20 protein-coding genes are annotated in these 23,877 nt (G+C 59.6%); 4 read left to right on the forward strand and 16 right to left on the reverse strand.

Annotated features, from left to right (window positions below; all coding sequences use genetic code 11):
* Window position 1 precedes the first annotated feature (1 nt).
* Both emhB and adeC read left to right on the forward strand, forming a co-directional pair.
* Entirely contained in the window at window positions 2-3,169 is a 3,168-nt protein-coding gene (gene emhB / locus AC1DIH_RS19665) for an efflux RND transporter permease subunit EmhB (RefSeq protein WP_477772958.1), read from the forward strand.
* On the forward strand, window positions 3,166-4,626 hold the full coding sequence (gene adeC, locus AC1DIH_RS19670) for an AdeC/AdeK/OprM family multidrug efflux complex outer membrane factor (protein WP_477772959.1): 1,461 nt from the start codon (window positions 3,166-3,168) through the stop codon (window positions 4,624-4,626). The genes emhB and adeC overlap by 4 nt, the downstream gene beginning before the upstream one ends.
* Window positions 4,627-4,716: 90 nt before the next feature.
* On the opposite strand, the gene AC1DIH_RS19675 is transcribed toward adeC, so the two are convergent.
* The 6 genes from AC1DIH_RS19675 to AC1DIH_RS19700 form a co-directional block, all read right to left on the reverse strand.
* On the reverse strand, window positions 4,717-5,787 hold the full coding sequence (locus AC1DIH_RS19675; RefSeq protein WP_477772960.1) for a hypothetical protein: 1,071 nt from the start codon (window positions 5,785-5,787) through the stop codon (window positions 4,717-4,719).
* Between the two features lie 192 nt (window positions 5,788-5,979).
* Window positions 5,980-6,345, reverse strand: a complete 366-nt coding sequence (locus AC1DIH_RS19680; protein WP_477772961.1) for a DUF6124 family protein — start codon at window positions 6,343-6,345, stop codon at window positions 5,980-5,982.
* 522 nt (window positions 6,346-6,867) lie between these two features.
* Window positions 6,868-8,862: a multinuclear nonheme iron-dependent oxidase gene (locus AC1DIH_RS19685; RefSeq protein ID WP_477772962.1), complete on the reverse strand. Its 1,995-nt coding sequence runs from the start codon at window positions 8,860-8,862 to the stop codon at window positions 6,868-6,870.
* Window positions 8,863-8,878: 16 nt separating this feature from the next.
* A complete protein-coding gene (locus tag AC1DIH_RS19690) occupies window positions 8,879-9,940 on the reverse strand; it encodes an aKG-HExxH-type peptide beta-hydroxylase (RefSeq protein ID WP_477772963.1) in 1,062 nt (353 codons plus the stop codon).
* Between the two features lie 113 nt (window positions 9,941-10,053).
* A complete protein-coding gene (locus AC1DIH_RS19695; RefSeq protein WP_477772964.1) occupies window positions 10,054-10,530 on the reverse strand; it encodes a GNAT family N-acetyltransferase in 477 nt (158 codons plus the stop codon).
* A gap of 113 nt (window positions 10,531-10,643) precedes the next feature.
* Window positions 10,644-10,901, reverse strand: coding sequence for an Os1348 family RiPP precursor (locus tag AC1DIH_RS19700; RefSeq protein ID WP_477772965.1), 258 nt, complete (start codon window positions 10,899-10,901; stop codon window positions 10,644-10,646).
* A gap of 617 nt (window positions 10,902-11,518) precedes the next feature.
* Here AC1DIH_RS19700 and AC1DIH_RS19705 point away from each other — a divergent pair.
* Entirely contained in the window at window positions 11,519-12,781 is a 1,263-nt protein-coding gene (locus AC1DIH_RS19705) for an OprD family porin (protein WP_477772966.1), read from the forward strand.
* 149 nt (window positions 12,782-12,930) lie between these two features.
* Window positions 12,931-13,830: a polysaccharide deacetylase family protein gene (locus AC1DIH_RS19710; protein ID WP_477772967.1), complete on the forward strand. Its 900-nt coding sequence runs from the start codon at window positions 12,931-12,933 to the stop codon at window positions 13,828-13,830.
* Window positions 13,831-13,873: 43 nt separating this feature from the next.
* Here AC1DIH_RS19710 and pcaC read toward each other — a convergent pair whose 3' ends face one another.
* From pcaC to pcaK, 10 genes are all read right to left on the reverse strand, one after another.
* Entirely contained in the window at window positions 13,874-14,266 is a 393-nt protein-coding gene (gene pcaC / locus AC1DIH_RS19715; RefSeq protein ID WP_477772968.1) for a 4-carboxymuconolactone decarboxylase, read from the reverse strand.
* Window positions 14,267-14,276: 10 nt separating this feature from the next.
* Complete coding sequence (gene pcaD / locus AC1DIH_RS19720; RefSeq protein ID WP_477772969.1) at window positions 14,277-15,077, reverse strand: 3-oxoadipate enol-lactonase; 801 nt, start codon at window positions 15,075-15,077, stop codon at window positions 14,277-14,279.
* Between the two features lie 12 nt (window positions 15,078-15,089).
* The gene (locus AC1DIH_RS19725) at window positions 15,090-16,451 is read right to left on the reverse strand and encodes a 3-carboxy-cis,cis-muconate cycloisomerase (protein ID WP_477772970.1); all 1,362 of its coding nucleotides are present in this window, start codon (window positions 16,449-16,451) and stop codon (window positions 15,090-15,092) included.
* A 49-nt stretch (window positions 16,452-16,500) separates the two neighbouring features.
* The gene (locus tag AC1DIH_RS19730) at window positions 16,501-17,796 is read right to left on the reverse strand and encodes an MFS family transporter (RefSeq protein WP_477772971.1); all 1,296 of its coding nucleotides are present in this window, start codon (window positions 17,794-17,796) and stop codon (window positions 16,501-16,503) included.
* A 235-nt stretch (window positions 17,797-18,031) separates the two neighbouring features.
* On the reverse strand, window positions 18,032-18,598 hold the full coding sequence (gene pcaG / locus AC1DIH_RS19735; RefSeq protein WP_477772972.1) for a protocatechuate 3,4-dioxygenase subunit alpha: 567 nt from the start codon (window positions 18,596-18,598) through the stop codon (window positions 18,032-18,034).
* A 1-nt stretch (window position 18,599) separates the two neighbouring features.
* Entirely contained in the window at window positions 18,600-19,304 is a 705-nt protein-coding gene (pcaH, locus tag AC1DIH_RS19740; RefSeq protein ID WP_477772973.1) for a protocatechuate 3,4-dioxygenase subunit beta, read from the reverse strand.
* A gap of 39 nt (window positions 19,305-19,343) precedes the next feature.
* Complete coding sequence (gene pcaF / locus AC1DIH_RS19745) at window positions 19,344-20,549, reverse strand: 3-oxoadipyl-CoA thiolase (RefSeq protein ID WP_477773050.1); 1,206 nt, start codon at window positions 20,547-20,549, stop codon at window positions 19,344-19,346.
* A complete protein-coding gene (locus AC1DIH_RS19750) occupies window positions 20,546-21,328 on the reverse strand; it encodes a CoA-transferase subunit beta (RefSeq protein ID WP_477773051.1) in 783 nt (260 codons plus the stop codon). The genes pcaF and AC1DIH_RS19750 overlap by 4 nt, the downstream gene beginning before the upstream one ends.
* Window positions 21,325-22,182, reverse strand: coding sequence for a CoA transferase subunit A (locus AC1DIH_RS19755; protein WP_054596031.1), 858 nt, complete (start codon window positions 22,180-22,182; stop codon window positions 21,325-21,327). The genes AC1DIH_RS19750 and AC1DIH_RS19755 overlap by 4 nt, the downstream gene beginning before the upstream one ends.
* A gap of 297 nt (window positions 22,183-22,479) precedes the next feature.
* Window positions 22,480-23,826 carry a 4-hydroxybenzoate transporter PcaK gene (pcaK, locus tag AC1DIH_RS19760; RefSeq protein ID WP_477772974.1) on the reverse strand — a complete coding sequence of 449 codons (1,347 nt, stop codon included), beginning with the start codon at window positions 23,824-23,826 and terminating at the stop codon, window positions 22,480-22,482.
* Window positions 23,827-23,877: the final 51 nt, after the last annotated feature.

Consider the following 23,877-nt stretch of genomic DNA (forward strand, 5'->3'; position numbering starts at 1 on the left):
CATGTCGAAATTTTTTATCGACCGTCCGATTTTCGCCTGGGTGATAGCCCTGGTGATCATGTTGGTCGGGGCTCTATCGATCCTCAAGTTGCCGATCAACCAGTACCCGAGCATCGCCCCGCCGGCGATCGCCATTTCCGTCACCTACCCGGGTGCTTCTGCACAAACCGTGCAGGACACAGTGGTGCAGGTGATCGAGCAGCAGCTCAACGGTATCGATAACCTGCGTTATGTGTCCTCGGAAAGTAACTCCGACGGCAGCATGACCATTACCGCGACCTTCGAGCAGGGCACCAACTCCGATACCGCGCAGGTCCAGGTCCAGAACAAACTGAACCTGGCCACCCCGCTGCTGCCGCAAGAAGTGCAGCAACAGGGTATCCGCGTGACCAAGGCAGTGAAAAACTTCCTGATGGTCATCGGCGTGGTTTCGCGTGACGGCAGCATGACCAAGGACGACCTGTCCAACTACATCGTTTCCAACATGCAGGACCCGATCTCGCGGACCGCGGGTGTCGGTGACTTCCAGGTGTTCGGTGCCCAGTACGCCATGCGTATCTGGCTCGACCCGGCCAAGTTGAACAACTTCAACCTGACCCCGGTTGATGTCAAAACCGCCATCGCCGCGCAGAACGTCCAGGTTTCCTCCGGTCAACTCGGCGGCCTGCCCGCCCTGCCCGGCCAACAACTGAACGCCACGATCATCGGCAAGACCCGCTTGCAGACGGCCGAGCAGTTCAAGGAAATCCTGCTGCGGGTCAACAAGGACGGCTCGCAGGTTCGCCTGTCTGACGTTGCCGATGTCGGCCTCGGTGGCGAAAACTACAGCATCAGCGCCCAGTTCAACGGCAGCCCGGCTTCCGGTCTGGCAGTGAAGCTGGCCAACGGCGCCAACGCCCTCGACACCGCCAAGGCCCTGCGCAAGACCATCGACAACCTCAAGCCATTCTTCCCGGAAGGGATGGAAGTGGTGTTCCCGTACGACACCACTCCGGTGGTGACCGAATCGATCAAGGGCGTGGTTGAAACCCTGGTCGAAGCGATCGTGCTGGTGTTCCTGGTGATGTTCCTGTTCCTGCAAAACTTCCGCGCCACGGTCATCACCACCATGACCGTACCGGTGGTGCTGCTGGGTACCTTCGGGATCCTCGCGGCGTTCGGTTTCAGCATCAACACCCTGACCATGTTCGGCATGGTGCTCGCCATCGGCTTGCTGGTGGACGATGCCATCGTCGTGGTGGAAAACGTCGAACGGGTGATGAGCGAAGAAGGACTCTCACCCAAGGAAGCCACCAAGAAATCCATGGGCCAGATCCAGGGGGCACTGGTCGGTATCGCACTGGTGCTGTCGGCGGTACTGCTGCCGATGGCGTTCTTCAGCGGTTCGACCGGGGTGATCTACAAGCAGTTCTCGATCACCATCGTTTCGGCCATGGCGCTGTCGGTCATGGTCGCCCTGATCTTCACCCCGGCGCTCTGCGCCACCATGCTCAAGGCGATTCCGAAAGGCGAGCACGGCACTCCGAAACGCGGCTTCTTCGGCTGGTTCAACCGTAACTTCGACCGTAGCGTAAGAAGCTACGAGCGCGGTGTCGGCAACATGCTCAAGCACAAGGCGCCGTACCTGCTGGCCTACATCATCATCGTGGTCGGCATGATCTGGCTGTTCACCCGCATTCCAACGGCGTTCCTGCCGGAAGAAGACCAGGGTGTACTCTTTGCCCAGGTCCAGACCCCGGCCGGCTCTACCTCCCAGCGCACCCAAGTGGTCGTGGACGAGATGCGTGAATTCCTGCTGCGTCCTGGCAAGGACGGTGGTGAAGGCGATGCGGTGAACTCGGTGTTTACCGTGACCGGCTTCAACTTCGCCGGCCGTGGCCAGAGTTCGGGCATGGCGTTCATCATGCTCAGGCCATGGGCCGAGCGGAACGCCGACAACAGCGTGTTCAAGGTTGCGGCCCGTGCCCAACAGCACTTCTTCACCTTCCGTGACGCCATGGTGTTCGCGTTCGCGCCACCGGCGGTACTGGAATTGGGTAACGCCACCGGTTTCGACGTGTTCCTGCAGGATCGCGCCGGCATCGGTCACGACAAGTTGATGGCTGCCCGTAACCAGTTCCTCGGTATGGCGGCGCAGAGCAAGGTGCTGTCGCAGGTCCGTCCGAACGGTTTGAACGACGAACCGCAATACCAGCTGGAAATCGACGATGAAAAGGCCAGTGCCTTGGGCATCACGATGACCGACATCAACAACACGCTGTCGATCGCGCTGGGCAGTAGCTACGTCAACGACTTCATCGACCGTGGTCGAGTGAAAAAGGTTTACGTACAAGGTCAGCCGGGTGCTCGCATGAGCCCTGAAGACCTGAAGAAATGGTATGTACGCAACAGCCAGGGCGCCATGGTTCCGTTCTCCGCGTTCGCCAAGGGTGAGTGGATCTACGGCTCGCCGAAGCTGGCGCGTTACAACGGCGTAGAAGCGGTGGAAATCCTCGGTTCCCCGGCACCTGGCTACAGCACCGGTGAAGCCATGGCCGAAGTCGAAGCCCTGGCCCAGAAACTGCCGGCAGGCGTGGGTATTTCCTGGACTGGTCTGTCGTATGAGGAACGTCTGTCCGGCTCGCAAGCTCCGGCGCTGTACGCCTTGTCGTTGCTGATGGTCTTCCTCTGTCTGGCGGCGCTGTACGAAAGCTGGTCGATTCCGATTGCGGTGATGCTGGTTGTACCGCTGGGGATCATCGGTGCCCTGCTCGCCACCAGCCTGCGCGGTCTGTCCAACGACGTGTATTTCCAGGTGGGCCTGTTGACCACCATCGGTCTGGCGGCGAAAAACGCCATTCTGATTGTCGAATTTGCCAAGGAACTGCATGAACAAGGGCGCAGCCTGAGTGACGCAGCCATCGAAGCGTGCCGGATGCGTTTGCGACCGATCATCATGACCTCGCTGGCGTTCGTCCTCGGTGTGGTACCGCTGGCCATTTCCACTGGCGCAGGCTCGGGTAGCCAGCATGCGATCGGTACCGGGGTTATCGGCGGTATGCTGACGGCCACCGTACTGGCGATCTTCTGGGTCCCACTGTTCTTTGTCACTGTGTCGTCGATGGGTCAACGCAAAACTGCGGATCAGGATGACGTCGCTATAGAAACTCCTAAAGAGGCTGGCCAATGAGCAAGTCGCTACTCTCCCTAGCCATCGCCGCGTTCGTGCTCGGTGGCTGCTCGCTGATACCGGATTATCAGCAGCCTGCTGCGCCGATTGCGTCGCAATACCCACAAGGTCCGGCGTATTCGCCGGCCCAGGCCGCCAGCCAGGCTGCCGCCGAACAAGGCTGGAAGCAGTTTTTCCGTGACCCGGCGCTGCAACAGATGATCCAGACCGCGCTGGAAAACAACCGCGACCTGCGTGTCGCGGCACTGAACATCGACGCCTTTGCGGCCCAATACCGCATCTCGCGCGCCGACCTGTTCCCGGCCGTCTCGGCGACCGGCACCGGCAGCCGTCAGCGGATTCCGGCGCGAGCCTCGCAGACCGGTAAAGAGGGCATCAACGCCAGCTACTCGGCCACCGTGGGCATCAGCGCCTATGAGCTCGACCTGTTCGGTCGGGTTCGCAGCCTGAACGAACAAGCGCTGCAAAACTACTTCGCCACTGAAGAGGCACGCCGCAGCACCCAGATCAGCCTGGTGGCCAGCGTGGCCAACGCCTACCTGACCTGGCAGGCCGACAAGGAACAGCTGAAACTGTCCCAGGACACCCTCGCCACCTTCGAAGAAAGCTACCGGCTCACCGCCCGCAGCAACGAAGTCGGCGTGGCGTCGGCGCTGGACCTGAGCCAGTCGCGTACGGCCGTGGAAACTGCCCGGGTCCAACAGGCGAAATTCACTCGCCTGGTGGCCCAGGACGAAAACAGCCTGGCGCTGCTGTTGGGCACCGGTATACCGGCCAACCTGGCAGCGGGCCAGCCGTTGTCCGATGACCTGCTCAGCGAAGTACCGGCCGGTCTGCCATCCGACCTGCTACAACGTCGCCCGGACATCCTTGAAGCCGAACACAAGCTCAAGGCAGCCAACGCCAACATCGGCGCGGCACGGGCAGCGTTCTTCCCGAGCATCAGCCTGACCGCCAATGCCGGGACCCTGAGCCCGGATCTGTCCGGTCTGTTCAAGGGTGGTTCGGGGACCTGGCTGTTCCAGCCGCAAATCAACCTGCCGATCTTCAATGCCGGTAGCCTGAGCGCCAGCCTGGATTACTCGAAAATCCAGAAAGACATCACGATCGCGCAGTACGAGAAGTCGATCCAGACCGCCTTCCAGGAAGTCTCCGACGGCCTCGCCGCACGCCTGACCTTCAACGAACAGTTGCAGGCCCAGCGTGATCTGGTGGCCGCCAACCAGAACTACTACCGCCTGGCCGAGCGTCGCTACCGAATCGGTGTCGACAGCAACCTGACCTTCCTCGACGCCCAGCGTCAGTTGTTCACTGCGCAGCAATCGTTGATCACCGACCGTCTGTCGCAACTGATCAGCGAAGTGAACCTGTACAAGGCTCTCGGCGGTGGCTGGAACGCGCAAACCGCGAAGAACGAACCGGTGAAAGAAGAAGCACCGAAGCTGAAGATGTTCTGATAGTGCCGTTGTAAAAAAAACCCACCGATTGGTGGGTTTTTTATGGACTGGAAGTCGGCGTTGAACGAGCAAAAAAGACACCGAAAACGATTAGGTTTCCGAGGGTGGTTCAATGGTAAACCCCCAGGTTTTTGACTCGGGTTTGAGGCCGTACTTCACCACAACTCTGATGGAATGATCGCCCTCGCTGAACGGTCTCTGGGGCAGGCCCGACCAAGTACCATCATCATAAAAGTCAGAGCCGGTAACGAAGTTAGTACCATCATAAATATTAAAAGTCTCATCCCGCTCCCCCGCAACCCACATTGTCAGCCAAGGATCTTTAGTACGGCCTCCATCAGGAATCTTAACCCCTTTGGAATCCGTCACCGAAAGAATCTCGGGAGTTGCCAGCTCATTTGTCATGACTGTGTAGGCTCTCACCGGGAAGCTGACTTCCTTGGGTGAGTTCCAGATTTGATTGAAATGGACCTTGAACTCTAACGTCACGCGACTGCCATTACGAACATGCTTCAAATCCTGAAAGGGCGCCTGTACATCGAGGTAAGCGGCATTACCCCAAGGTGCCGCATTGTCTTTATACGACGCAAGAACAATGCTCCACCAAGATGATCCGTCCGTTTTTTCGCCTAACAAGAGCAAAGAGACACACTGCCCAGGCGCAATCAGCGGCCACGTATCCAGCCGGATCGTACGGTCATGGGTCCCCTCCGTCAGGTCCCACACCTCCCCCTCTCCCCACTCATCCGCATCAAGCGCTCGCGGCATGGGTAGTCGTTCCAGCGGAATGGGTAACACGTTCAACACCAACGACGCCGAGTCTTTCTTCTCTCCTCTGCGCTCGACCTCATACTTGAAGGTGATTGTCTGATCCAGACTGAAGGCAATAATCGACAAAGGCAGGTTGATGACCCTGGAGCCATCCCTGGTTATCAGTAATGGCGGCGACGTGTATGACGCATCCTTGTGGCTACCGGGTTCGGCTATGCAACTGACAATGATTCGGTCGTCCTTGAGCAACCCACCCTTGATCTCCAGGGTCAAACGGCCATCGGGCGTGATCGGAAACAGCTCAACATCATCGGGCGCTTGCCTGATGGCAGGCGCCTCAAAGTCCGGGAGGTCGACAAGCGTTTGCTCGGCAGTATTCAGCGAAGTCATGAACAAGCACCTGGATCAGCGGTGGATGTTGCCATCCAACACCAAGCGAAACCGCGCAGCTACTGTCAGAAATAACAGGTAGCGGCGGATTCCGACCGATGGTATCGGTGCTGCTGATCCAATCACCAATAGAAAACCCGCTTTCTTGCCTAATGTCTGTCGGTTAAGCCGTTACGCAAACCGTAGCAGCTGTTACTCCGGTGGATCGAGGTGGTCCAGTGCCCGATTCACCGCCAGTTCGGCCAGAGAAATCATCTGCTGAATCGCCAGTGCGGTATTGCGTTTGGGGCCTTCGAGGTCGAACGCCAGATCGCTGGCCATGACATTGGCCGAGGCGAGGGTTTCGCAGGCGTGGGCCAGCAGGGTTTCGCTGTCGATGTCGGGGGCGATCACGAAAATGCAGCCGGGGCGTCGGTCGGCTAACAACTGCTTGGTTTCGGGTAGCACCAGGTAATGGTCGAGCGCGCGGTGTGCGGCGGCGTGGAGTTCTTTTGAGTCGAGGGAGGCGTAGGGAGAGGTGCTTTCGGTATCAGGGGGATTGGGAGTGGCTTTGAACATTGGCTTAGCTCTCTTTAAGTGAGGCTGCAACCTGTTCGCGACTAAACGAATGGGTGGCGGCTGTACGCAGGTTAGTCGACCGACGAGCTAAGAAATCGGCGCGCCCGAGGGCGCCCTGCGCACAGCCACCATCAAGCGCAGGGATGGGATACCTGACTGATTGGCACTGATGCGACTTAGCTACGACGGGCGACTAAACCCGATCACTGATGGGCAGTGACACGGAAACAATAGAGGCGACGACCAAGGCGCACAAGCCGGCGGATTCTGGCGCAGGTGTAGGCCGTGACGCAAGGCGCTGTAGCCTCTGATGGGCGCTGCGTGGGCAAGCTTAAACACCCGTAGCAGCTGCCGAGCCCGCGAGGCTGCGTTCGGCTCGGTCCGCGCTCGGGCGAAGCAGTCGTAAAATCATGCAACACGTTCATTCAGGTAAACCGCGTACGCAGGGTTGGCGAGGACTGCGTCCGAACGCGGCCCGCCTCTAACGCAGCCTCGCGGGCTCGGCAGCTGCTACGGGGCGCGTTACGGCTTAACTGACAGACGGCCCCCTCCAACCCCATTAACCAGAAACACCGGCTCCTCCAGATAGTGGAGTCCCAGCCGGTTTTCGAACACTTCATCGCGTAATGCCGCGGTGGTGAAACACCCCAGCCCAAGGGCCGTGGCCACCAGTGAAAAGGTCTGACTCAAATGCCCGGCATCCATCAGCGCCACCCGCAGTGCCCGGCTGAACTCGTATTTCCAGGCCATCCGCTCGACCCGCGCCGTGGACACAAACACTGCCGCCGCGTCCTTGATCCACGGCTGCTCGCCACAGGCGTCGCTGATCCAGACTCGCGGGTCTTCCCGTGACAACAACTCAAGCCCGTGGCGGCGTACCGAATAGTGGTAAAGACCGCGCTCGAAACCTTGCACATTCATCAGCACCGCATACACCTCGGTACCCTGCAGCGAACCGCCGGCCGGTGAGGTTTTCTTCAGGAAATAATCCCCCATGCGGTTCTGTTCCATGACCGTCGCGCCCCACGTGTAGTAGAGCAACAGGGACAATTGCTGCGCGCTCAACGGCCGGTCGCTGAAGGTGCGCGACGTGCGGCGCTCGCACAGCGCATCGAGCAATGTCGATTGGGCGATCGCGCCGGAAGGCGCCAGCAGCGGGTTTTCCAGGGCAACAAAAGGATGGGAGAAATAATCCTTGAACGCCGACGGCTGACGTCGCGCCGAGGCCTTTTGCTCAAGCTGCGTTTCCAGATCGCTGACACTGATGTAAGGCGTATGCGACCCGGTGCGGGTGCTCAGGTAAAACTCCAGCGCCGCGTCCCAGTGGACCCAAAGGCTGGCCGGGTGGCTACGCTCAACAGAAGCGGCAGTGTCAGATGGCGTCTCGACCGGCTGCAGCACACCCAGGTTGATCAGTTCCCGCAGGAACGCCAGGTTGTCGTCCTGCTCGGGACTCTGCAAAACCCCCGGCAGCAACAAGGCACTGCCCAGTGTCTGGGGAGTCAGGAAGTGGCGCAGCAACGGCAGAAATATCACACCGAATTCCAGACTCAGGTCCCACTGCCGATCCCGGATAAAAAACGACGTCGAGCCGACGCTGAGCCAGGTGCTTTCCCTGAGTTTCAACAGGGTTTGCGCCCCCTGCTCGAGTTGCGTTTGCGGCGCTTGCCGGGCAAAACCCTGCCAGAACAGGGCTTTGGGCTGAAGGGACTTGATGGCCGTGATCAAGGTCAACAATTCTGCATCATCGGTTTTGCGGGAAATATCCCACTCAAGGGTGATCGCTTTCACCGGCGATGAATCAAACAAATGACGCAAGATGTCCCAATCCCGCCGCGGATGGCCGGTATGTATTTCAATCAGCCGGTCCAGCGGCAACGAACGCAAGTAGGTGTTCAGGTCATAACCCAGGGTTCTGGCGGTCGCAATCGCGCTGTCGAGGTCCAGCAGAAAGCCCGAGTCACTGCGCTCCACCACCTTGGAGATGAACGCGCCTTCAGATTGCTCTTGTGCATCGTGCAACGAAAACAACCGCGGCGCGTTTTCCAGTACCAGCAGCGTTGCCGTGAGGTCACGCAATTCGATGGCGTTGGCCACCACCGTGTCAGCCACTTCTTGGGCCAGGGTCGGCAAAATGAAATGCTGAGTGTCGCCACCTTGGAACCGCGACCAGGAAATATGCTCGGCCAGCCAGGGTGAGCGGGTTTTCTCGCACAGCCGCCGAGTCATGTGCAGAAACTCGCGGTCCATCGCGATGCCCACGCTGCCCAGGGACAAACTGGAAGAATGCAGCAAGCTCGGTACTTGCGCACCGAGCTCAAGCAGACGCGGCTCCAGAATGCAGTGCGTCGGCTGAAACTCGACGTAATCGAAATGCGGCAAGCCCTCGGCGAGAATCCGTTCAACGGTCGGGTCGAGCCCCTCCTCCGATAACTCCCCCTGAGGCGTGTGCCGTGGCAAATGGTATTCCAGCCCGACGCCGGCCTCGGGAAATTGCGAAGCATCAAACATCGCCATGTCCGCCTCCCTGGCGTCAACCGGTCAGGCCCAGCATGCGTTTAGCCCCCGCCGCAGCGCCCGATATCGCCAACAACGCGGCGTGTTGAGTTTCCAGCGCCCTGACTTCCTTGATCAGGTTTTCCAGCAGTTGGCGGCCTTGAGGGGTGAAATCCGTGCACGCTTCGAAATCGGGTAACGCCTTGATCAAGCCTTGCAGGATGAACACCAGGCGTTTTTGTGCCCGCTGCAGTTCTTGGGACGAGCGCGAACGAACCCGCTCCAGGTATTTGACCAACGCGACGTACACGAAAAACGCGTGGAAATAGCCATAGAGGTCACGCTTCTGCCCCGACCACGGCAAGGTGAACAGTGCCTCCCGCGAGGTCTCATCCCTGACGACCGGGCACACTTCGACAATGTTGTAGAGCAACTGATGAGTGGCCTCATGCACCAGCGACTCTTCGAGGTCGAGTATCGAATCATCCCGGTTCGAGATGAGGATGATCCCGGTGAAGCGCGAAGCCGAGCAGCTTCGAAATGAGCCATCGGGCAAATAACAAATGGACTTGACCAGTTTTCTAAACTGTTCGCGACAGGCGGGCCACGAGTGTTCTATCCGCAACAGCGCAATATTCACCACATCGCAAAAAAAACTCACGGAGTGACCATGACGCTCCAATTGTTTACGGCTTGCTTCATCTTGCGGAAACTCATAACTGGGCGGCGCCACTCTCGCCACCAACGGATCAACATTAAAACGATACACGGGTGGGCAGTAATCATTCATATGAATACTGTCGTTCTTTTTCACCCGCGCCAGCATCAGCGGGAACTCGATCAACATGTGCTCTAACTCATCGGTATTCGCCGCCTTTTTCGTGATGACCAGGTTGGCATAATGAGCAGTCAATACACTCCACACTTGAAACACCGGATCATTAATAATCACGCGCTGCTCGCGGGTCGGCGGCACGATAAGATTGAATGCCTGCTCGAAAAACTCCGCCAACTGCGGAGCATTGGGAAACAGTTGAAAAAGTTCGGTGTACAGCGCAACAAAGCTTGTGTAGCGATTTCGACTGACACGTTCCAGCAATACGTCGAATCGTGAAGGATCCGTGTCCGGCAGGAATGTCGTGCCCTGAAACAACTCGTCATCGGATAGCTCACGCAGACCACTGTTCCCGATTTCCATTTTTCAACCTTCCCTTAGGTAGGCGGCAACGGCTTCGCCATCGTCAGACTGGCGATGCCATACCCTGATTGTTCATAAAGACGACGCGCCGCATCGTTGCGACCAAAGACATGCAGCCGCACTTCTTCGCATCCCGCCTGGCGTGCCCATGACTCCAGGGCCAACAGTGATTGTTTTGCATAACCCCGGCGGCGCTCTCCGGGGTCAATGTAAATGTCCAGGATGAAGGCACTCTTGCCAGCACCGGTGTGTCGCTCGGCAACCCACAACTCGCCAATGCGACGTTCTTGATCCTTGATCACCCAGAGTTGGTTTTTTTCAGTCAATCGCCCTTGCGGCAACAACTGCTCGAAGACACTGCGTGCCCTTTGCGAGGCCTCCTCATGGGCCCACTCACCCGAGACGACCATACCGTCACCATATTCAGCAACGGCTCTTTCGGCGAACGTTGCAAAGTCCGCGTTATCCATTGGAGCCAAGGTGACAGACATGAGTCATTCACTCCGCGCTCGACCGCTGTGCCTCATGACATTTCATAAAGCCATTCGGCGTACCTGCGTGAAAGACCCACCTTTCGGGGTACGCCAAATGGCATCACCGGCCGTTAATCCATGCGCGCTTGCTGTTGCTGGGTATCAAATATGGCACGCGTCCCCAGATTACTTCGAATACCGGCAGAGGCCGCCGACAGTTTTGCAGCATCAATGCCTTTAACCGCCGCAATCTCATCAGCACTTAGATGCACACCGACATTTTTAGCTGCCGTGGCAGGATCATTGTGAAGTGCATCGGCAAACCCCGGATCCAGCACCGCACGTCCAACAACCGCGGCCAAGGTTTGCTGATTGACTTTATTGCTCATGGTACTTCTCCTTGTTATTACGGCATGACGGAAAATGCCCCCCTGACGACGCATGAAACTTTCCTTCGCCCGCCCTGGGGACTTTGAATATAGCAAGGCCACTGCTCTTTTCCAGCGATACCACGATTGCCTTTAAACCGTTTCACGATAATCGATAACACCGTTTCTTAAGGTTGACCGGCGATGATGGATAACGCTTTAATGACAATGAAAACTGTAGGAAACATCTTACAACCAAAGCAATAGTCACTTCTATTTAATAGCCACTGGACAGCAATGCGTCATTAATAGAACACAACGCCAGACACCCATTATTGACCCGAATAACTATGGGATTTAATTAACAATGCTTCATGCCGCTGACGATCCGACAGGCATCGATTAGTGTTCGATTATCGCCCAAAACCCGGTACGCCCGATTGAATCCCGCCCTTGATCCCCCGCACCATTCCCCACCGACAAGAACCAATAACAACAGGTCCGGCACCATGACTGCACACCCTACCCGCTCCGGCTGATCTCTCCCGTTCGTTGACCCGAATTCGAATTTTTGTCTGCAACCCCTTGGTTGCGGCTGCGTCCTGCTTCATCCCTAACAATTAGAGAGACCCGACTTCATGAAGCCTTCCACCTGTGCAAAACAGCTTTTGCCGACTCTATTGACCAGCGCACTGGTCAGCGCAGCCCTGCCGGCGCTAGCCGAAGAGCCAGGCTTTCTAGACGGCGCCCAGGCCAACCTCAACCTGCGCAACTTCTACTTCAACCGCAACTTCACCAACCCGACCCACGCGCAGGGCACGGCGGCAGAATGGACGCAAAGCTTCATCCTCGATGCAAAATCCGGGTTCACCCAGGGCACCGTCGGTTTCGGCATGGACGTGTTGGGCCTGTACTCGGTGAAACTCGATGGCGGACGCGGCACTGGCGGGACGCAGTTGCTGCCGCTGGACCACGATGGCCGCCCCGCCGATGACTTCGGACGTCTGGGTGTGGCGTTCAAGACGAAGCTTTCCAAGACCGAGTTGAAAGTCGGTGAATGGATGCCGGTGTTGCCGATCCTGCGTTCGGACGATGGGCGTTCGTTGCCGCAAACGTTTCGTGGTGGTCAGATCACCTCGAAGGAAATCGACGGCCTGACGCTCTACGGTGGTCAGATGCACGCTAACAGCCCGCGTGACGACAGCAGCATGAGTGACATGTCGATGACCGGTAAACCCGCCGTCACGTCCGACCGTTTCAACTTCGAGGGCGCCGAATACAGCTTTAACGACAAGCGCACGCAAATCGGGGTGTGGAATGCCCAGCTCAAGGACATCTACAGCCAGCAATTCATCAACCTGGTCCACACCCAGCCACTGGGCGACTGGACGCTGGGCGCCAACCTTGGCTTCTTCTATGGCAAGGAAGATGGCAGCGCACGGGCCGGCGACCTCGATAACAAAACCTGGTCCGGGCTGTTCTCGGCCAAATATGGCGGCAACACCTTCTATGTCGGCTTGCAGAAGCTCACCGGCGACAGCGCCTGGATGCGGGTCAACGGCACCAGCGGCGGAACGCTGGCCAACGACAGTTACAACTCGAGCTACGACAACGCCCGGGAGAAATCCTGGCAACTGCGCCACGACTACAACTTCGCCGCCCTCGGCATTCCCGGTCTGACCCTGATGAACCGCTACATCAGCGGTTCTAATGTGCACACCGGGACCGTCACCGACGGCAAGGAATGGGGCCGCGAGAGCGAAATCGGCTACACCGTGCAAAGTGGCAGCCTGAAAAACCTCAACGTCAGGTGGCGTAACTCGACCATGCGTCGGGACTACAGCAACAACGAGTTCGACGAAAACCGCCTGATCGTCAGCTATCCGATCAGCCTGCTCTGATGCGATAAAAATACCGCGAGGACATGAACCGTTCAGCACCGTTATGCTCCTATGGAGACTTCCATAGGAGCGACGGTTGGCGGCGAGGTGAATAACTGCGCGCCGACAGTCTGCATTCGTCCTGATCTGTCGTAGGCCAAAGCAAAAACATGAAACTGATCGCTGCTGTCTTATCCGTCCTTGCCGTAACGGTCGGCCTCAGCGGCTGTATCGGCCCGCCGATCGAATTGACCCCGAAGACCGAGCAGATTCTGCGCTCGACCCCGCCAATCCGCTTTCTGCTGACCTTCGACGACGGTCCAAGCGCGTCCAGTTTTTTCAATCCGACCAGTGCCGTTCTCGATGTACTCGCCAACAATCCGATTGAACCGGGTATCAAGGCGGTGTTCTTCGTGCAGACACAAGCCCCCCGGGCCGGTGGCAGCGAACTGGGCAAAACAATCATGCAGCGCGAACATGCCGAGGGCCAGACCCTGGGCTTCCACACCGCCACGCAGTGGCATACCAATCACCGCTCGCTCTCCCCGGAAGAACTCGAACAGTCGCTCACCCAAGGCTCTGGGGACATTGCGGCGATCACCGGCAGCACGCCGGTACTGCTGCGGCCACCGTTCTGGAATTACGACAAACGCACCTTCGCCGCCTATCAACAACATGGCTTGCATGTGTTGCTGACCGATCTGAGCGCCAATGACGGCAAGATATGGGGCTTCAATGGCAGCCCGCGCCGACGCTCCAACATGCTCAGGCAAATGTCCGAGGTGCGCGAACGGATTGCCGCCGGCGAACTGCCGACGGTCGACGGTGTTATTCCGGTGGTGGTGACGTTTCACGACCTCAATCGCTACACGTCCTGGCATATGGGGGAATATCTACAGATTCTGCTCGACAGCGCCCGCGAGAGCGGCGTGACAACCGCCGCCAAACCGTTTTACGACGACCAGGCTGCCGTGCAACGCGCCGCCATGGCCCGCACCGTGCGCGATGCCAACCAACCGGTGCATTTGCCTGGCGTATGGAGCTGGTTCTGGGACAGCAACTCTCATTGAGGCAGTGCGGCCCTGACAGCCGTGTCAGGGCCTGAGGTCGCGACTACTCGCGCGATTCGACACCCAACTCATCCCACACCGACTCGGCCAGGTGGAAGGTTGCATTGGCCGCCGGAATGCCGCAGTAGATCGCGCTCTGCATCAGCACTTCCTTGATCTCGGCGCGGGTGACGCCATTGTTCGCCGCGCTACGCAGGTGCATTTTCAGCTCTTCGTTGCGGTTCATGCCGATCAGCATGGCGATGGTGATCAGGCTGCGGGTGTGGCGTGGCAAGCCTGGGCGGGTCCAGATGTCACCCCAGGCGTGGCGGGTGATCATGTCCTGGAACTCCGCATTGAACTCGGTCAGGGTCGCCAGGCTGCGATCGACATGGGCATCGCCGAGCACCGCGCGACGCACTTGCATGCCGTCGGCGTAACGTTGTTTCTCGTCCACAAATCGCTCCTCAAATAGACTGTTCAGCCAACAAAAAACCCAGCACCCGTTCACTGAACGCGCTGCCGGCCTGAACGTTGGACAGATGGGCGGCATAGAACTCGGCGTACTCGGCGCCTCTCACCCGTTCTTGAATGAAGTGCCCGCCAGAAGGTGGCGTGACCGCGTCTTCGGTGCCGGCGATGACCAGGGTCGGTACCGTGATCGATGCCAGTTGCTCGCGGAAATCGGCATCGCGTACCGCCGCGCAATTGGCGGCATAACCTTGCGGTGAAGTGGCGGCGAGCATGTCGGTGATCTGCTTCGCCACCGCTGGATTGGCTTGGGCAAAGTCCGGGGTAAACCAACGGGCAATCGATGCATCGCGCAGGGCGACCATCGCCGCCGGACCGTCGCGCAGCACGGTTTCGATACGCGGGTTCCACACAGAAGGATCACCGATCTTCGCCGCGGTGTTGCACACCACCAGTTTGTGCAGACGCTCGCCGGCGTTGATCCCCAGCCACTGACCGATCAACCCGCCCATGGACAGGCCGCAAAAATGGGCGCGCTCGATGTTCAGGGCATCCAGCAACGCCAGCACGTCACGGCCCAACTGCTCGATGCTGTACGGCCCCGGCGTCACCAGCGAATGGCCGTGACCGCGCGTGTCGAAACGCAGCACCCGAAAGTGCTTGGTGAACGCCGGAATCTGCGCGTCCCACATGTGCAGGTCGGTGCCCAGCGAGTTGGACAGCACCAGCACCGGAGCGTGTTCCGGACCGTCGAGTTGGTAGTTCAGTTCGCCATCGGCGAGTTGTACGAATCCCACAGAAATTCTCCTTCAGGCAGTCAGGGCAAAATGTTCGGCCAGCGCACGCTCAACCCAGGTCTGAGCCTGACCCAGGTAGTGCGCAGGGTTCATCAATTGATCGAGTTCAGCGCCCGATAGCTCGGCAGTCACCTGTGGCTCATCACCGAGCACCGCACGTAAATGTCGCTGCTCGGCCACCGCGCGTTTGCAGCACAGCTCCAGCAGATGGTGGGCTTTGTCGCGACCGATCCGTTGGGCCAGCACGATGCTGACGGCTTCGGCCAGCACCAGGCCTTGGGTCAAATCGAGGTTCTGCGCCATGCGCTCGGCGTCGACCTCCAGCCCTTCTGTAATCAACAGCGCTTGCTGCAAGGCACCGGACACCAGGCAGCAGATTTCCGGCAGGGTTTCCCACTCGGCATGCCATAACCCCAGGCTGCGTTCGTGCTCTTGCGGCATGGCGCTGAACAGTGTCGACAGCAATCCGGGAACGCGCGTCGCAGCACCGATCAGCACCGCCGCGCCCACCGGGTTGCGTTTGTGCGGCATGGTCGAGGAGCCGCCCTTGCCCGGTGCCGAAGGTTCGAAGACTTCCGCCGCTTCGGTCTGCATCAGCAGGCTGATGTCGCGGCCGAGTTTGCCGAGGCTGCCGGCGATCAGGCCCAGCGCTGCGCCGAACTCCACCAGCCGGTCGCGCTGGGTGTGCCAGGGTTGTTCTGGCAACGTGAGTTGCAGCTCCTGCGCCAGCGCTTCGGCAATCGGCATGGCCTGCTCGCCGAGGGCTGCGAGGGTTCCGCTGGCACCACCAAATTGCAGCACCAGCAGGCGCGGCTTGAGTGCGTGCAGACGTTGCCGACTGCGCGTCACCGCCCCCAGCCAACCGGCGATTTTCATCCCCAGCGTCACCGGCGTCGCATGTTGCAGCCAGGTACGTCCGGCCAGCGGCGTGACCACATGCCGTCGGGCCTGGATCGCCAGCGCTTCGCCGAGTCGCGCCAGATCGCTGTCGATCAACTGCAGTGCCAGACGCAGTTGCAGCACCAGCCCGGTGTCCATCACATCCTGGCTGGTTGCGCCCAGATGCACGTAACGTTCGGTGTCCTGATCATGCGCGGCGATCTGCTTGCCCAACGCCTTGACCAACGGAATCGCCGAGTTACCGGCAATCACAATCGCCTCGCCAAGGGCCGCAAAGTCATAGTGCTCGGCCCGGCAAGCCGCCGCGATCGGGGCAACGGCAGATGCCGGAATCAGCCCGACCCGCGCTTCGGCCCGAGCCAATGCAGCTTCAAAATCGAGCATGGCCTGAACCCGGCCCTGATCGCTGAACACCTCACGCATATTTCGAGCGGTGAAATAGGCATCGAACAATTGATTGCCCGGTCGTTGCATAGGGAATTCCTTACGCGGCGCGCACCCGATTCAGGCGCGCGCCGACAAGTCAAAGATCGTGTTCCAGATACGCTGCCTCTCTCGGCAAACGCAGGCTGAACAGGAAGGCGACCGCCATCATCGCGGTCACGTACCAGTAGAAGGAGTTTTCGATACCCACCGATTTCAGGCTCAAGGCCACGTACTCGGCCGAACCGCCGAAGATCGCATTGGCCACCGCGTAGGCCAGCCCTACCCCCAACGCACGGACTTGCGGCGGGAACATTTCGGCTTTCACCAGACCGCTGATCGAGGTGTAGAAACTGACGATGGCCAATGCCACGGTAATCAGCCCAAACGCCAGGAACGGGTTGGTCACCGACTTCAAGGTCAGCAGGATCGGCACGGTGAACAATGTCCCCAGGGCACCGAACCAAAGCATCGAGTTACGTCGGCCAATCTTGTCGGCAAGCGTGCCGAACAACGGCTGCATGCACATATACAGGAACAGTGCGCCGGTCATGATGTAACTGGCAGTCTTGGCGGGCATCCCGGCGGTATTCACCAGGTACTTCTGCATATAGGTGGTGAAGGTGTAGAAAATCAGCGAACCGCCGGCGGTGAAGCCGAGCACGGTAATAAAGGCAGCGGTGTTGTTCTTGAACAGCGCGGCCATGCTGCCGGCATCCTTGTTTGCACGCATTTCCTTGCTGGTGGTTTCTTTCAGCGAACGACGCAGGAACAGCGAAATCAATGCCGCTGCCGCACCGACCACGAACGGAATCCGCCAGCCCCAGGCACGCAGGTCGTCCTCGGTGAGGAACTGTTGCAGGATCACCACCAACGACACGGCCAACAGTTGGCCGCCGATCAAGGTCACGTACTGGAACGAGGCGAAGAAACCGCGCTGGCCCTTGAGCGCGACTTCACTCATGTAGGTCGCGGTGGTGCCGTATTCACCGCCCACTGACACGCCCTGGATCAGGCGAGCCACCAGCAGCAGGAGCGGCGCCCAGACGCCGATATCCTTGTAGGTCGGCAGGCAGGCGATCAGCAATGAGCCGGCGCACATCATCAGCACCGAAATCATCATGGAGTTCTTGCGCCCGTGCCTGTCGGCCACCCGACCAAACAGCCAGCCGCCGATGGGACGCATCAAAAACCCTGCGGCGAATACTCCGGCGGTGTTAACCAGTTGTACCGTGGGGTTGTCGGAGGGGAAAAACGCCGGGGCAAAATAGATCGCACAGAAGGCATAAACATAAAAGTCGAACCACTCGACCAGGTTGCCGGAAGAAGCCCCGACAATTGCAAAGATCCTTTTGCCACGCTCTTCAGCGGTGTAGAGACTGGTTATTGTTGTCATGGTTTTTCACTCGATGGGGACAGTGAGAGTCTAGACATACTTTGCAACAGCCCCGCTACACAGAACAAACCCGAACACTGCGATAAACCTGTGGCGAGGGAGCTTGCTCCCGCTCGGCCGCGAAGCGGTCGTAAATCCGGCTGACCAGTTCTATATGAAAAACTGCATAGCCAGGTTTTGGGTCTGCTACGCAGACCAGCGGGAGCAAGCTCCCTCACCACAAAGTGCGGTGAACTCAGTAATCGAAAAACACCGTCTCGGCATCGGTGCCCTGCAGGATCACGTTCCACTGCAACGCGCCCGTCCCATTGGCTTTCGCCATCAAGGTCGCGCGGCGCTCTTCTGGCACGCAGGCCAGCAGCGGGTCGCTGGTGTTGGCCGGTTCACCGTCAAAATAGATTCGCGTCAGCAAGTGCTTGACCAGGCCTCGGGCAAACACCAGCACCACCAGGTGCGGCGCCTGTGTGCTGCCCTTGAGCCCCTGCACAGTCCCCGGTTTGATGGTGGTGAAACGGAATCGCCCTTCTGCGTCCACCGGCACCCGGCCAAACCCTTCGAAATTCGGGTCCAGCGGTTTGTCCTGCTCGTCTTCTGGATGGTCATACTTGCCAGCGGCATTGGCCTGCCAGACTTCCAGCATCGCGTCGTTGACGAAATCGCCGTTGCCATCGACCACTTGCCCGGTGATCGTCACACGCTCGCCGAGGGTTTGTTCAACGGTCAGGTTTTCACGGTTCAACCAGGTCAGACCGATGTGGTAATACGGCCCGACCGTGTGGGACGTCGTCGCGTTCAGCGTCATCTTATTTCTCCATCGGCGTGGCATCGCGGCCGCGCAAAACGATATCCCAGCGATAACCGAGGGCGTAGGACGGGATGGTTTTTTCCAGGTCGAAACTGGCGATCAAACGCTCTTTGGCGCTGGTGTCAGGTACGCAGTTGTAGATCGGGTCGTAGGCCAGCAACGGATCACCGGGGAAGTACATCTGCGTGACCAGCCGGGTCAGAATGCTCGGCCCGAACAGTGAGAAATGGATATGCGCCGGGCGCCAGGCGTTGTGGTGGTTGCCCCACGGGTAAGCGCCAGGCTTGATGGTCTGGAACTGGTACCAGCCATCGGCGTCGGTCACGGTGCGGCCAGTACCGGTGAAGTTCGGGTCCAGCGGCGCATCATGCAGGTCGCGGTCATGGTTGTAGCGGCCAGCGGCGTTAGCCTGCCAGATCTCCAGCAAAATCCCCGGCACCGGCAAGCCATTCTCATCCAGCACACGGCCGTGAATGATGATCCGCTCACCCAATGGCGCGCCCTGATGCTGGGCGGTCAGGTCGTTATCCCGTTCTTGCAGAGACTCGGCGCCAATGGTCGGGCCGGTGATTTCCGACAATGAGTGAGGCAAAAACACCAGCGGCATGGACGGCGATCGGCGGTTGGTCGATTGATAGGCCGGGTGCAAATACTCCGGCTGGGTGCCCGCTTGCGGGCGACGGTAACCAGGCTTGTCAGTCATGAAACATCCTCTTTTCTTGTTCGATAGCGCCGCGGCGCATCAGACCCGTTCGATGGCCAGTGCCAGACCCTGGCCAACGCCAACGCACATGGTCGCCAGTGCTTTCTTGCCGCCGGTTTTTTCCAACTGATGCAGCGCCGTCAGTACCAGCCGCGCACCGCTCATGCCCAGCGGATGACCCAAAGCGATGGCGCCACCGTTCGGGTTGACCTGCGCTGCGTCGTCGGCCAGACCGAGTTCACGCAACACCGCCAGGCCCTGGCTGGCAAAGGCTTCATTGAGTTCGATCACATCGAAGTCGCTGACCGCCACGCCCAGCCGTTCGGTCAACTTGCGCACCGCCGGTACCGGGCCGATGCCCATCACTCGCGGCGCAACACCAGCGCTGGCCATGCCCAATACCCGAGCGCGGGCGGTCAGACCGTGTTTTTTCACCGCTTCGGCAGACGCGAGAATCAGCGCCGCGGCACCGTCATTCACGCCCGAGGCGTTGCCAGCGGTGACGGTTTTGTCCGGGCCGTTGACCGGCTTGAGTTTGCTCAGGGTTTCCAGGGTGGTATCAGCGCGCGGATGCTCGTCCTGCTCGACCACGATTTCGCCCTTCTTGTGGGCAATGCGCACCGGGACGATTTCTTCGGCGAAATAGCCGGCAGCTTGCGCGGCCGCCGTCCGTTGCTGACTGCGCAGTGCGAAAGCGTCCTGATCGGCGCGGGAAACCGCGTAATCGTCGGCCACGTTGTCGGCCGTCTGCGGCATCGCATCGACGCCGTATTGAGCCTTCATCAACGGGTTGATGAAGCGCCAGCCGATGGTGGTGTCTTCCAGTTTCATGTTGCGCGAGAACGCCGCATCGGCCTTGCCCATCACGAACGGTGCGCGGGACATCGACTCGACACCGCCGGCAATCGCCAGCTCCATCTCACCGCTGGCAATTGCCCGGAACGCCGTACCGATGGCGTCCATGCCCGAAGCGCACAGGCGATTGAGGGTCACGCCGGGAATGCTGTCCGGCAACCCTGCCAGCAGCAATGCCATGCGCGCCACGTTGCGGTTGTCTTCGCCGGCCTGGTTGGCGCAACCGAGGAACACTTCGTCCACGGCGCTCCAATCGACGTTCGGGTTGCGCTCCATCAGTGCCTTGATCGGCACGGCAGCCAGATCGTCAGCGCGAACCGTCGACAAACCACCGCCAAAACGGCCGATCGGTGTGCGAATCGCATCGCAGATATAAACCTCGCGCATCAGGCTTCTCCCGGTGCTTGGCCATGGGCGGCAGCGGTACGCGCTTCAAGATCGCGCAGTGCGGCCAATTCGATGTCGCTCGGTTCAGCGGTGTGTTCCAGCTGATCGGCAAAGCGGACAGCCCAACCGGTGGCGGCGATCACTTGCTCGCGGGTCACGCCCGGGTGCAGCGCGGTGACCACGAATTCATTGCTGCCGGCTTCCGGTTCCATGATGCACAGGTCAGTAATGATCCCCACGGGACCGGCGCCCGGCAGGCCGAGACGCTTGCGCGAGTCGCCGCCTTCGCCATGGCCGACGGAGGTAATAAAGTCGAGTTTGTCGACAAACGAACGAGCCGACTGTTTAAGGATGATCAACACGCTTTTCGCCGAGCCGGCAATCTCCGGCGCACCGCCGGCACCCGGCAGGCGGACTTTCGGCTGATGGTAATCGCCGACCACGGTGGTGTTGATGTTGCCAAAGCGGTCGACCTGAGCGGCACCGAGAAAACCGACGTCAATGCGCCCGCCTTGCAACCAGTAGCGAAAAATCTCACCGGTCGGGACGACGGTGTCGGCGGTTTCCGCCAGCTCGCCGTCACCGATCGACAGCGGCAATACCGTCGGCTTGGCACCGATCGGACCCGATTCATAGATCAGGACTACATCTGGAGAGGAAGTCAGACGCGCCAGGTTGGCTGCTTTCGATGGCAGGCCGATGCCGACGAAGCACACCGAGCCATTCTTCAGGCGGCGAGCGGCGGCGACGGTCATCATTTCATTGGTGGAGTAAGCCATTATTGAGCCTCCGACGCTTTGGCCAGCTTGGCCTGGAATTCACTGAAGTCAGCACTGCCGTGGATGTATTCGTTGATCCACGCGGTGAAGGTTTCACGGTCGCGGGCAATCGGGTCCCAGGCCTGATAGAAGCGGTTGTCGCGCTCGGTGTAACCGTGGGCGTAGGACGGATGCGCGCCACCGGGCACATGGCACACCGCGCTCAAGGCCCAGGTCGGCAAGACACAGGCGTTCATCGGCGCCTTCAGGTCGTCGACGATTTCTTCAACGGTGACGATGCAGCGCTTGGCAGCCAATGCGGCTTCCTTCTGCACCCCAAGAATGCCCCAGAGCAAGACATTACCCTTGCGATCGGCCTTCTGCGCGTGGATCACCGTGACGTCCGGGCGCACCGATGGCACCGCCGCCAGCACTTCACCGGTGAACGGGCAGGTCACGCTTTTGATCAACGGGTTGACCTTCGGCAAGTCGGAACCGGCGTAGGCGCGCAGCACTGCGAACGGCAGGCCGGAAGCGCCCGCAACGTAGGCATTGGCCAGGTCGGCGTGGCTGTGTTCTTCGATTTCCAGCGCATGCGGCCACTGCTTCTCGACGGCATCGCGCAGACGGTGCAGCGAGCCCACGCCCGGGTTACCGCCCCAGGAGAAAATCAGCTTGCGAGCGCAACCGGCACCGATCAGTTGGTCGTAGACCAGGTCGGGGGTCATGCGCACCAGCGTCAGGTCTTTCTTGCCCTGACGAATGATTTCATGACCCGCGGCGGTCGGAATCAAGTGCGTGAAGCCTTCAAGTGCGACGGTATCGCCGTCGTTGACGAATTGCTTCACCGCGTCGTGCAGCGAAAGGATTTCAGCCATGGGGTTGGACTCCCGATTCTCAGTAAACCGATGTGGAGGACAAGGCGCGATGAGCAGCGCCGGAATGACTGAAGATTAAGCCGCCAAAAAAACCCAAACAATCCGATAATCGACTAAGTGTTCGTTTATCGAACAGATTGTTGTCTTCCTATCGTTCCCATTGCGCGACCGAAAAGCATCGCGGGCAAGCCTTGCTCCTACGACGGGATGTTGATCACGCCATTTGTAAACGACTGAAATCCCGTAGGAGCAAGGCTTGCCCGCGAAGAGGCCCGCACATTCAACAAAAAACTCTGCTCAAGTCGCATCCGCATGGCTGACCATGCCTTTGATCACCACCGCCGTGGTGGCCAGCGCGGCCGGAATCACCAAGGCTGTCAGCACCTGTTCGAAATTCCAGCCCAGGCCCAACAACGTCGCCCCCATCCAGGCGCCGAGAATCGCCCCAAAACGGCCAATCCCGAGCATCCACGACACGCCCGTGGCCCGACCTTGAGTCGGATAGAAGCGCGCCGCCAGCGACGGCATCGCCGATTGCGCGCCGTTGACGCACATCCCGGCGACCAGCACCAATGTCGCCAGCAGCGTGATGTTGCCCAGGCTTTGCCCTACCGCGTAGGCAAACACCCCGGCCAACAAGTAGAAAGTACCGATCACCTTGTGCGGATTGAACCGGTCCATCGCCCACCCCACCGCCACTGCACTCAGCACCCCGCCAAACTGGAACAACGCACCAATGAAGGCCGCCTGCTCCATGCTCGCGCCGCTGTCACGCATCAGGGTCGGCAGCCAACTGGTCAACAGGTAGACGATGACCAAGCCCATGAAATAGGTCAGCCACAGCAACAACGTACCGGTGCTGTAAGTGCCGGAGAAAATCACCGCGAACACGTTGCGGGCCTTTACGGTTTTCTGTTCGGGTACGCTGAAACTCGATGCCTGGGCGATAGTCGCCGGATCAATCGGCGCGAGTGCCTTGCGCACCTTGTCGGTGCCGCGATTGCGCACCACCAGGTAACGCGCCGACTCCGGCAGCCACAGCAACAGCACCACGCCGAGCATCAGCGGCAGAACCCCGCCAATCAGCAACAGGCTGTGCCAGCCAAACGCCGGGATCAGCTTGGCGGAGATGAAACCGCCACCGGCCATGCCCAGGTTGAAGCCGCAGAACATGCTGGTCACCAGCAGGGATTTTTTGCGCTCCGGGGTGTACTCCGACAGCAGCGTGGTGGCGTTCGGCATGCCGGCGCCCAGGCCAAGCCCGGTCAGGAAACGCAGCACCAGCAGTTGCTCGACATTTGTGCTGTAGGCCGAGGCCAGGCTGAAGGCGCCGAACAACAGCACCGCGCCAACCAGTACGACTTTTCGTCCAAAACGGTCAGCCAATGGTCCTGAACCCAGTGCGCCGAAGACCATGCCGATCAGCGCTGCGCTCATCACCGGGCCGAGGCTGGCGCGGTCGATCCCCCAATCCTGAGACAGCGCCGGTGCGATAAAACCCATGGCCGCAGTGTCCAGGCCATCGAGAAACACAATCAGGAAACACAGGATCACCACCCGCCATTGATAGCGCGACAGCGGTTGGGCATTGATAAAGGACTGCACATCGAGGCAGTTCCCGACAGCGGATTGAGGCTGGTTCATTATTTTTATTCCAGGCAAGAAGCGCAGGCGAATACGCGCGGGCAATCGCCT

The sequence above is a fragment of the Pseudomonas sp. 05N36 genome (assembly GCF_056397385.1).

Excerpts from the sequence above, each read along its gene's own strand:
- emhB (WP_477772958.1), top strand. The coding sequence starts at position 2 with ATGTCGAAATTTTTTATCGACCGTCCGATTTTCGCCTGGGTGATAGCC.
- adeC (WP_477772959.1), top strand. The coding sequence starts at position 3,166 with ATGAGCAAGTCGCTACTCTCCCTAGCCATCGCCGCGTTCGTGCTCGGT.
- AC1DIH_RS19675 (WP_477772960.1), bottom strand. The coding sequence starts at position 5,787 with ATGACTTCGCTGAATACTGCCGAGCAAACGCTTGTCGACCTCCCGGAC.
- AC1DIH_RS19680 (WP_477772961.1), bottom strand. The coding sequence starts at position 6,345 with ATGTTCAAAGCCACTCCCAATCCCCCTGATACCGAAAGCACCTCTCCC.
- AC1DIH_RS19685 (WP_477772962.1), bottom strand. The coding sequence starts at position 8,862 with ATGGCGATGTTTGATGCTTCGCAATTTCCCGAGGCCGGCGTCGGGCTG.
- AC1DIH_RS19695 (WP_477772964.1), bottom strand. The coding sequence starts at position 10,530 with ATGTCTGTCACCTTGGCTCCAATGGATAACGCGGACTTTGCAACGTTC.
- AC1DIH_RS19700 (WP_477772965.1), bottom strand. The coding sequence starts at position 10,901 with ATGAGCAATAAAGTCAATCAGCAAACCTTGGCCGCGGTTGTTGGACGT.
- AC1DIH_RS19705 (WP_477772966.1), top strand. The coding sequence starts at position 11,519 with ATGAAGCCTTCCACCTGTGCAAAACAGCTTTTGCCGACTCTATTGACC.
- AC1DIH_RS19710 (WP_477772967.1), top strand. The coding sequence starts at position 12,931 with ATGAAACTGATCGCTGCTGTCTTATCCGTCCTTGCCGTAACGGTCGGC.
- AC1DIH_RS19725 (WP_477772970.1), bottom strand. The coding sequence starts at position 16,451 with ATGCAACGACCGGGCAATCAATTGTTCGATGCCTATTTCACCGCTCGA.
- AC1DIH_RS19730 (WP_477772971.1), bottom strand. The coding sequence starts at position 17,796 with ATGACAACAATAACCAGTCTCTACACCGCTGAAGAGCGTGGCAAAAGG.
- pcaG (WP_477772972.1), bottom strand. The coding sequence starts at position 18,598 with ATGACGCTGAACGCGACGACGTCCCACACGGTCGGGCCGTATTACCAC.
- pcaH (WP_477772973.1), bottom strand. The coding sequence starts at position 19,304 with ATGACTGACAAGCCTGGTTACCGTCGCCCGCAAGCGGGCACCCAGCCG.
- AC1DIH_RS19755 (WP_054596031.1), bottom strand. The coding sequence starts at position 22,182 with ATGGCTGAAATCCTTTCGCTGCACGACGCGGTGAAGCAATTCGTCAAC.
- pcaK (WP_477772974.1), bottom strand. The coding sequence starts at position 23,826 with ATGAACCAGCCTCAATCCGCTGTCGGGAACTGCCTCGATGTGCAGTCC.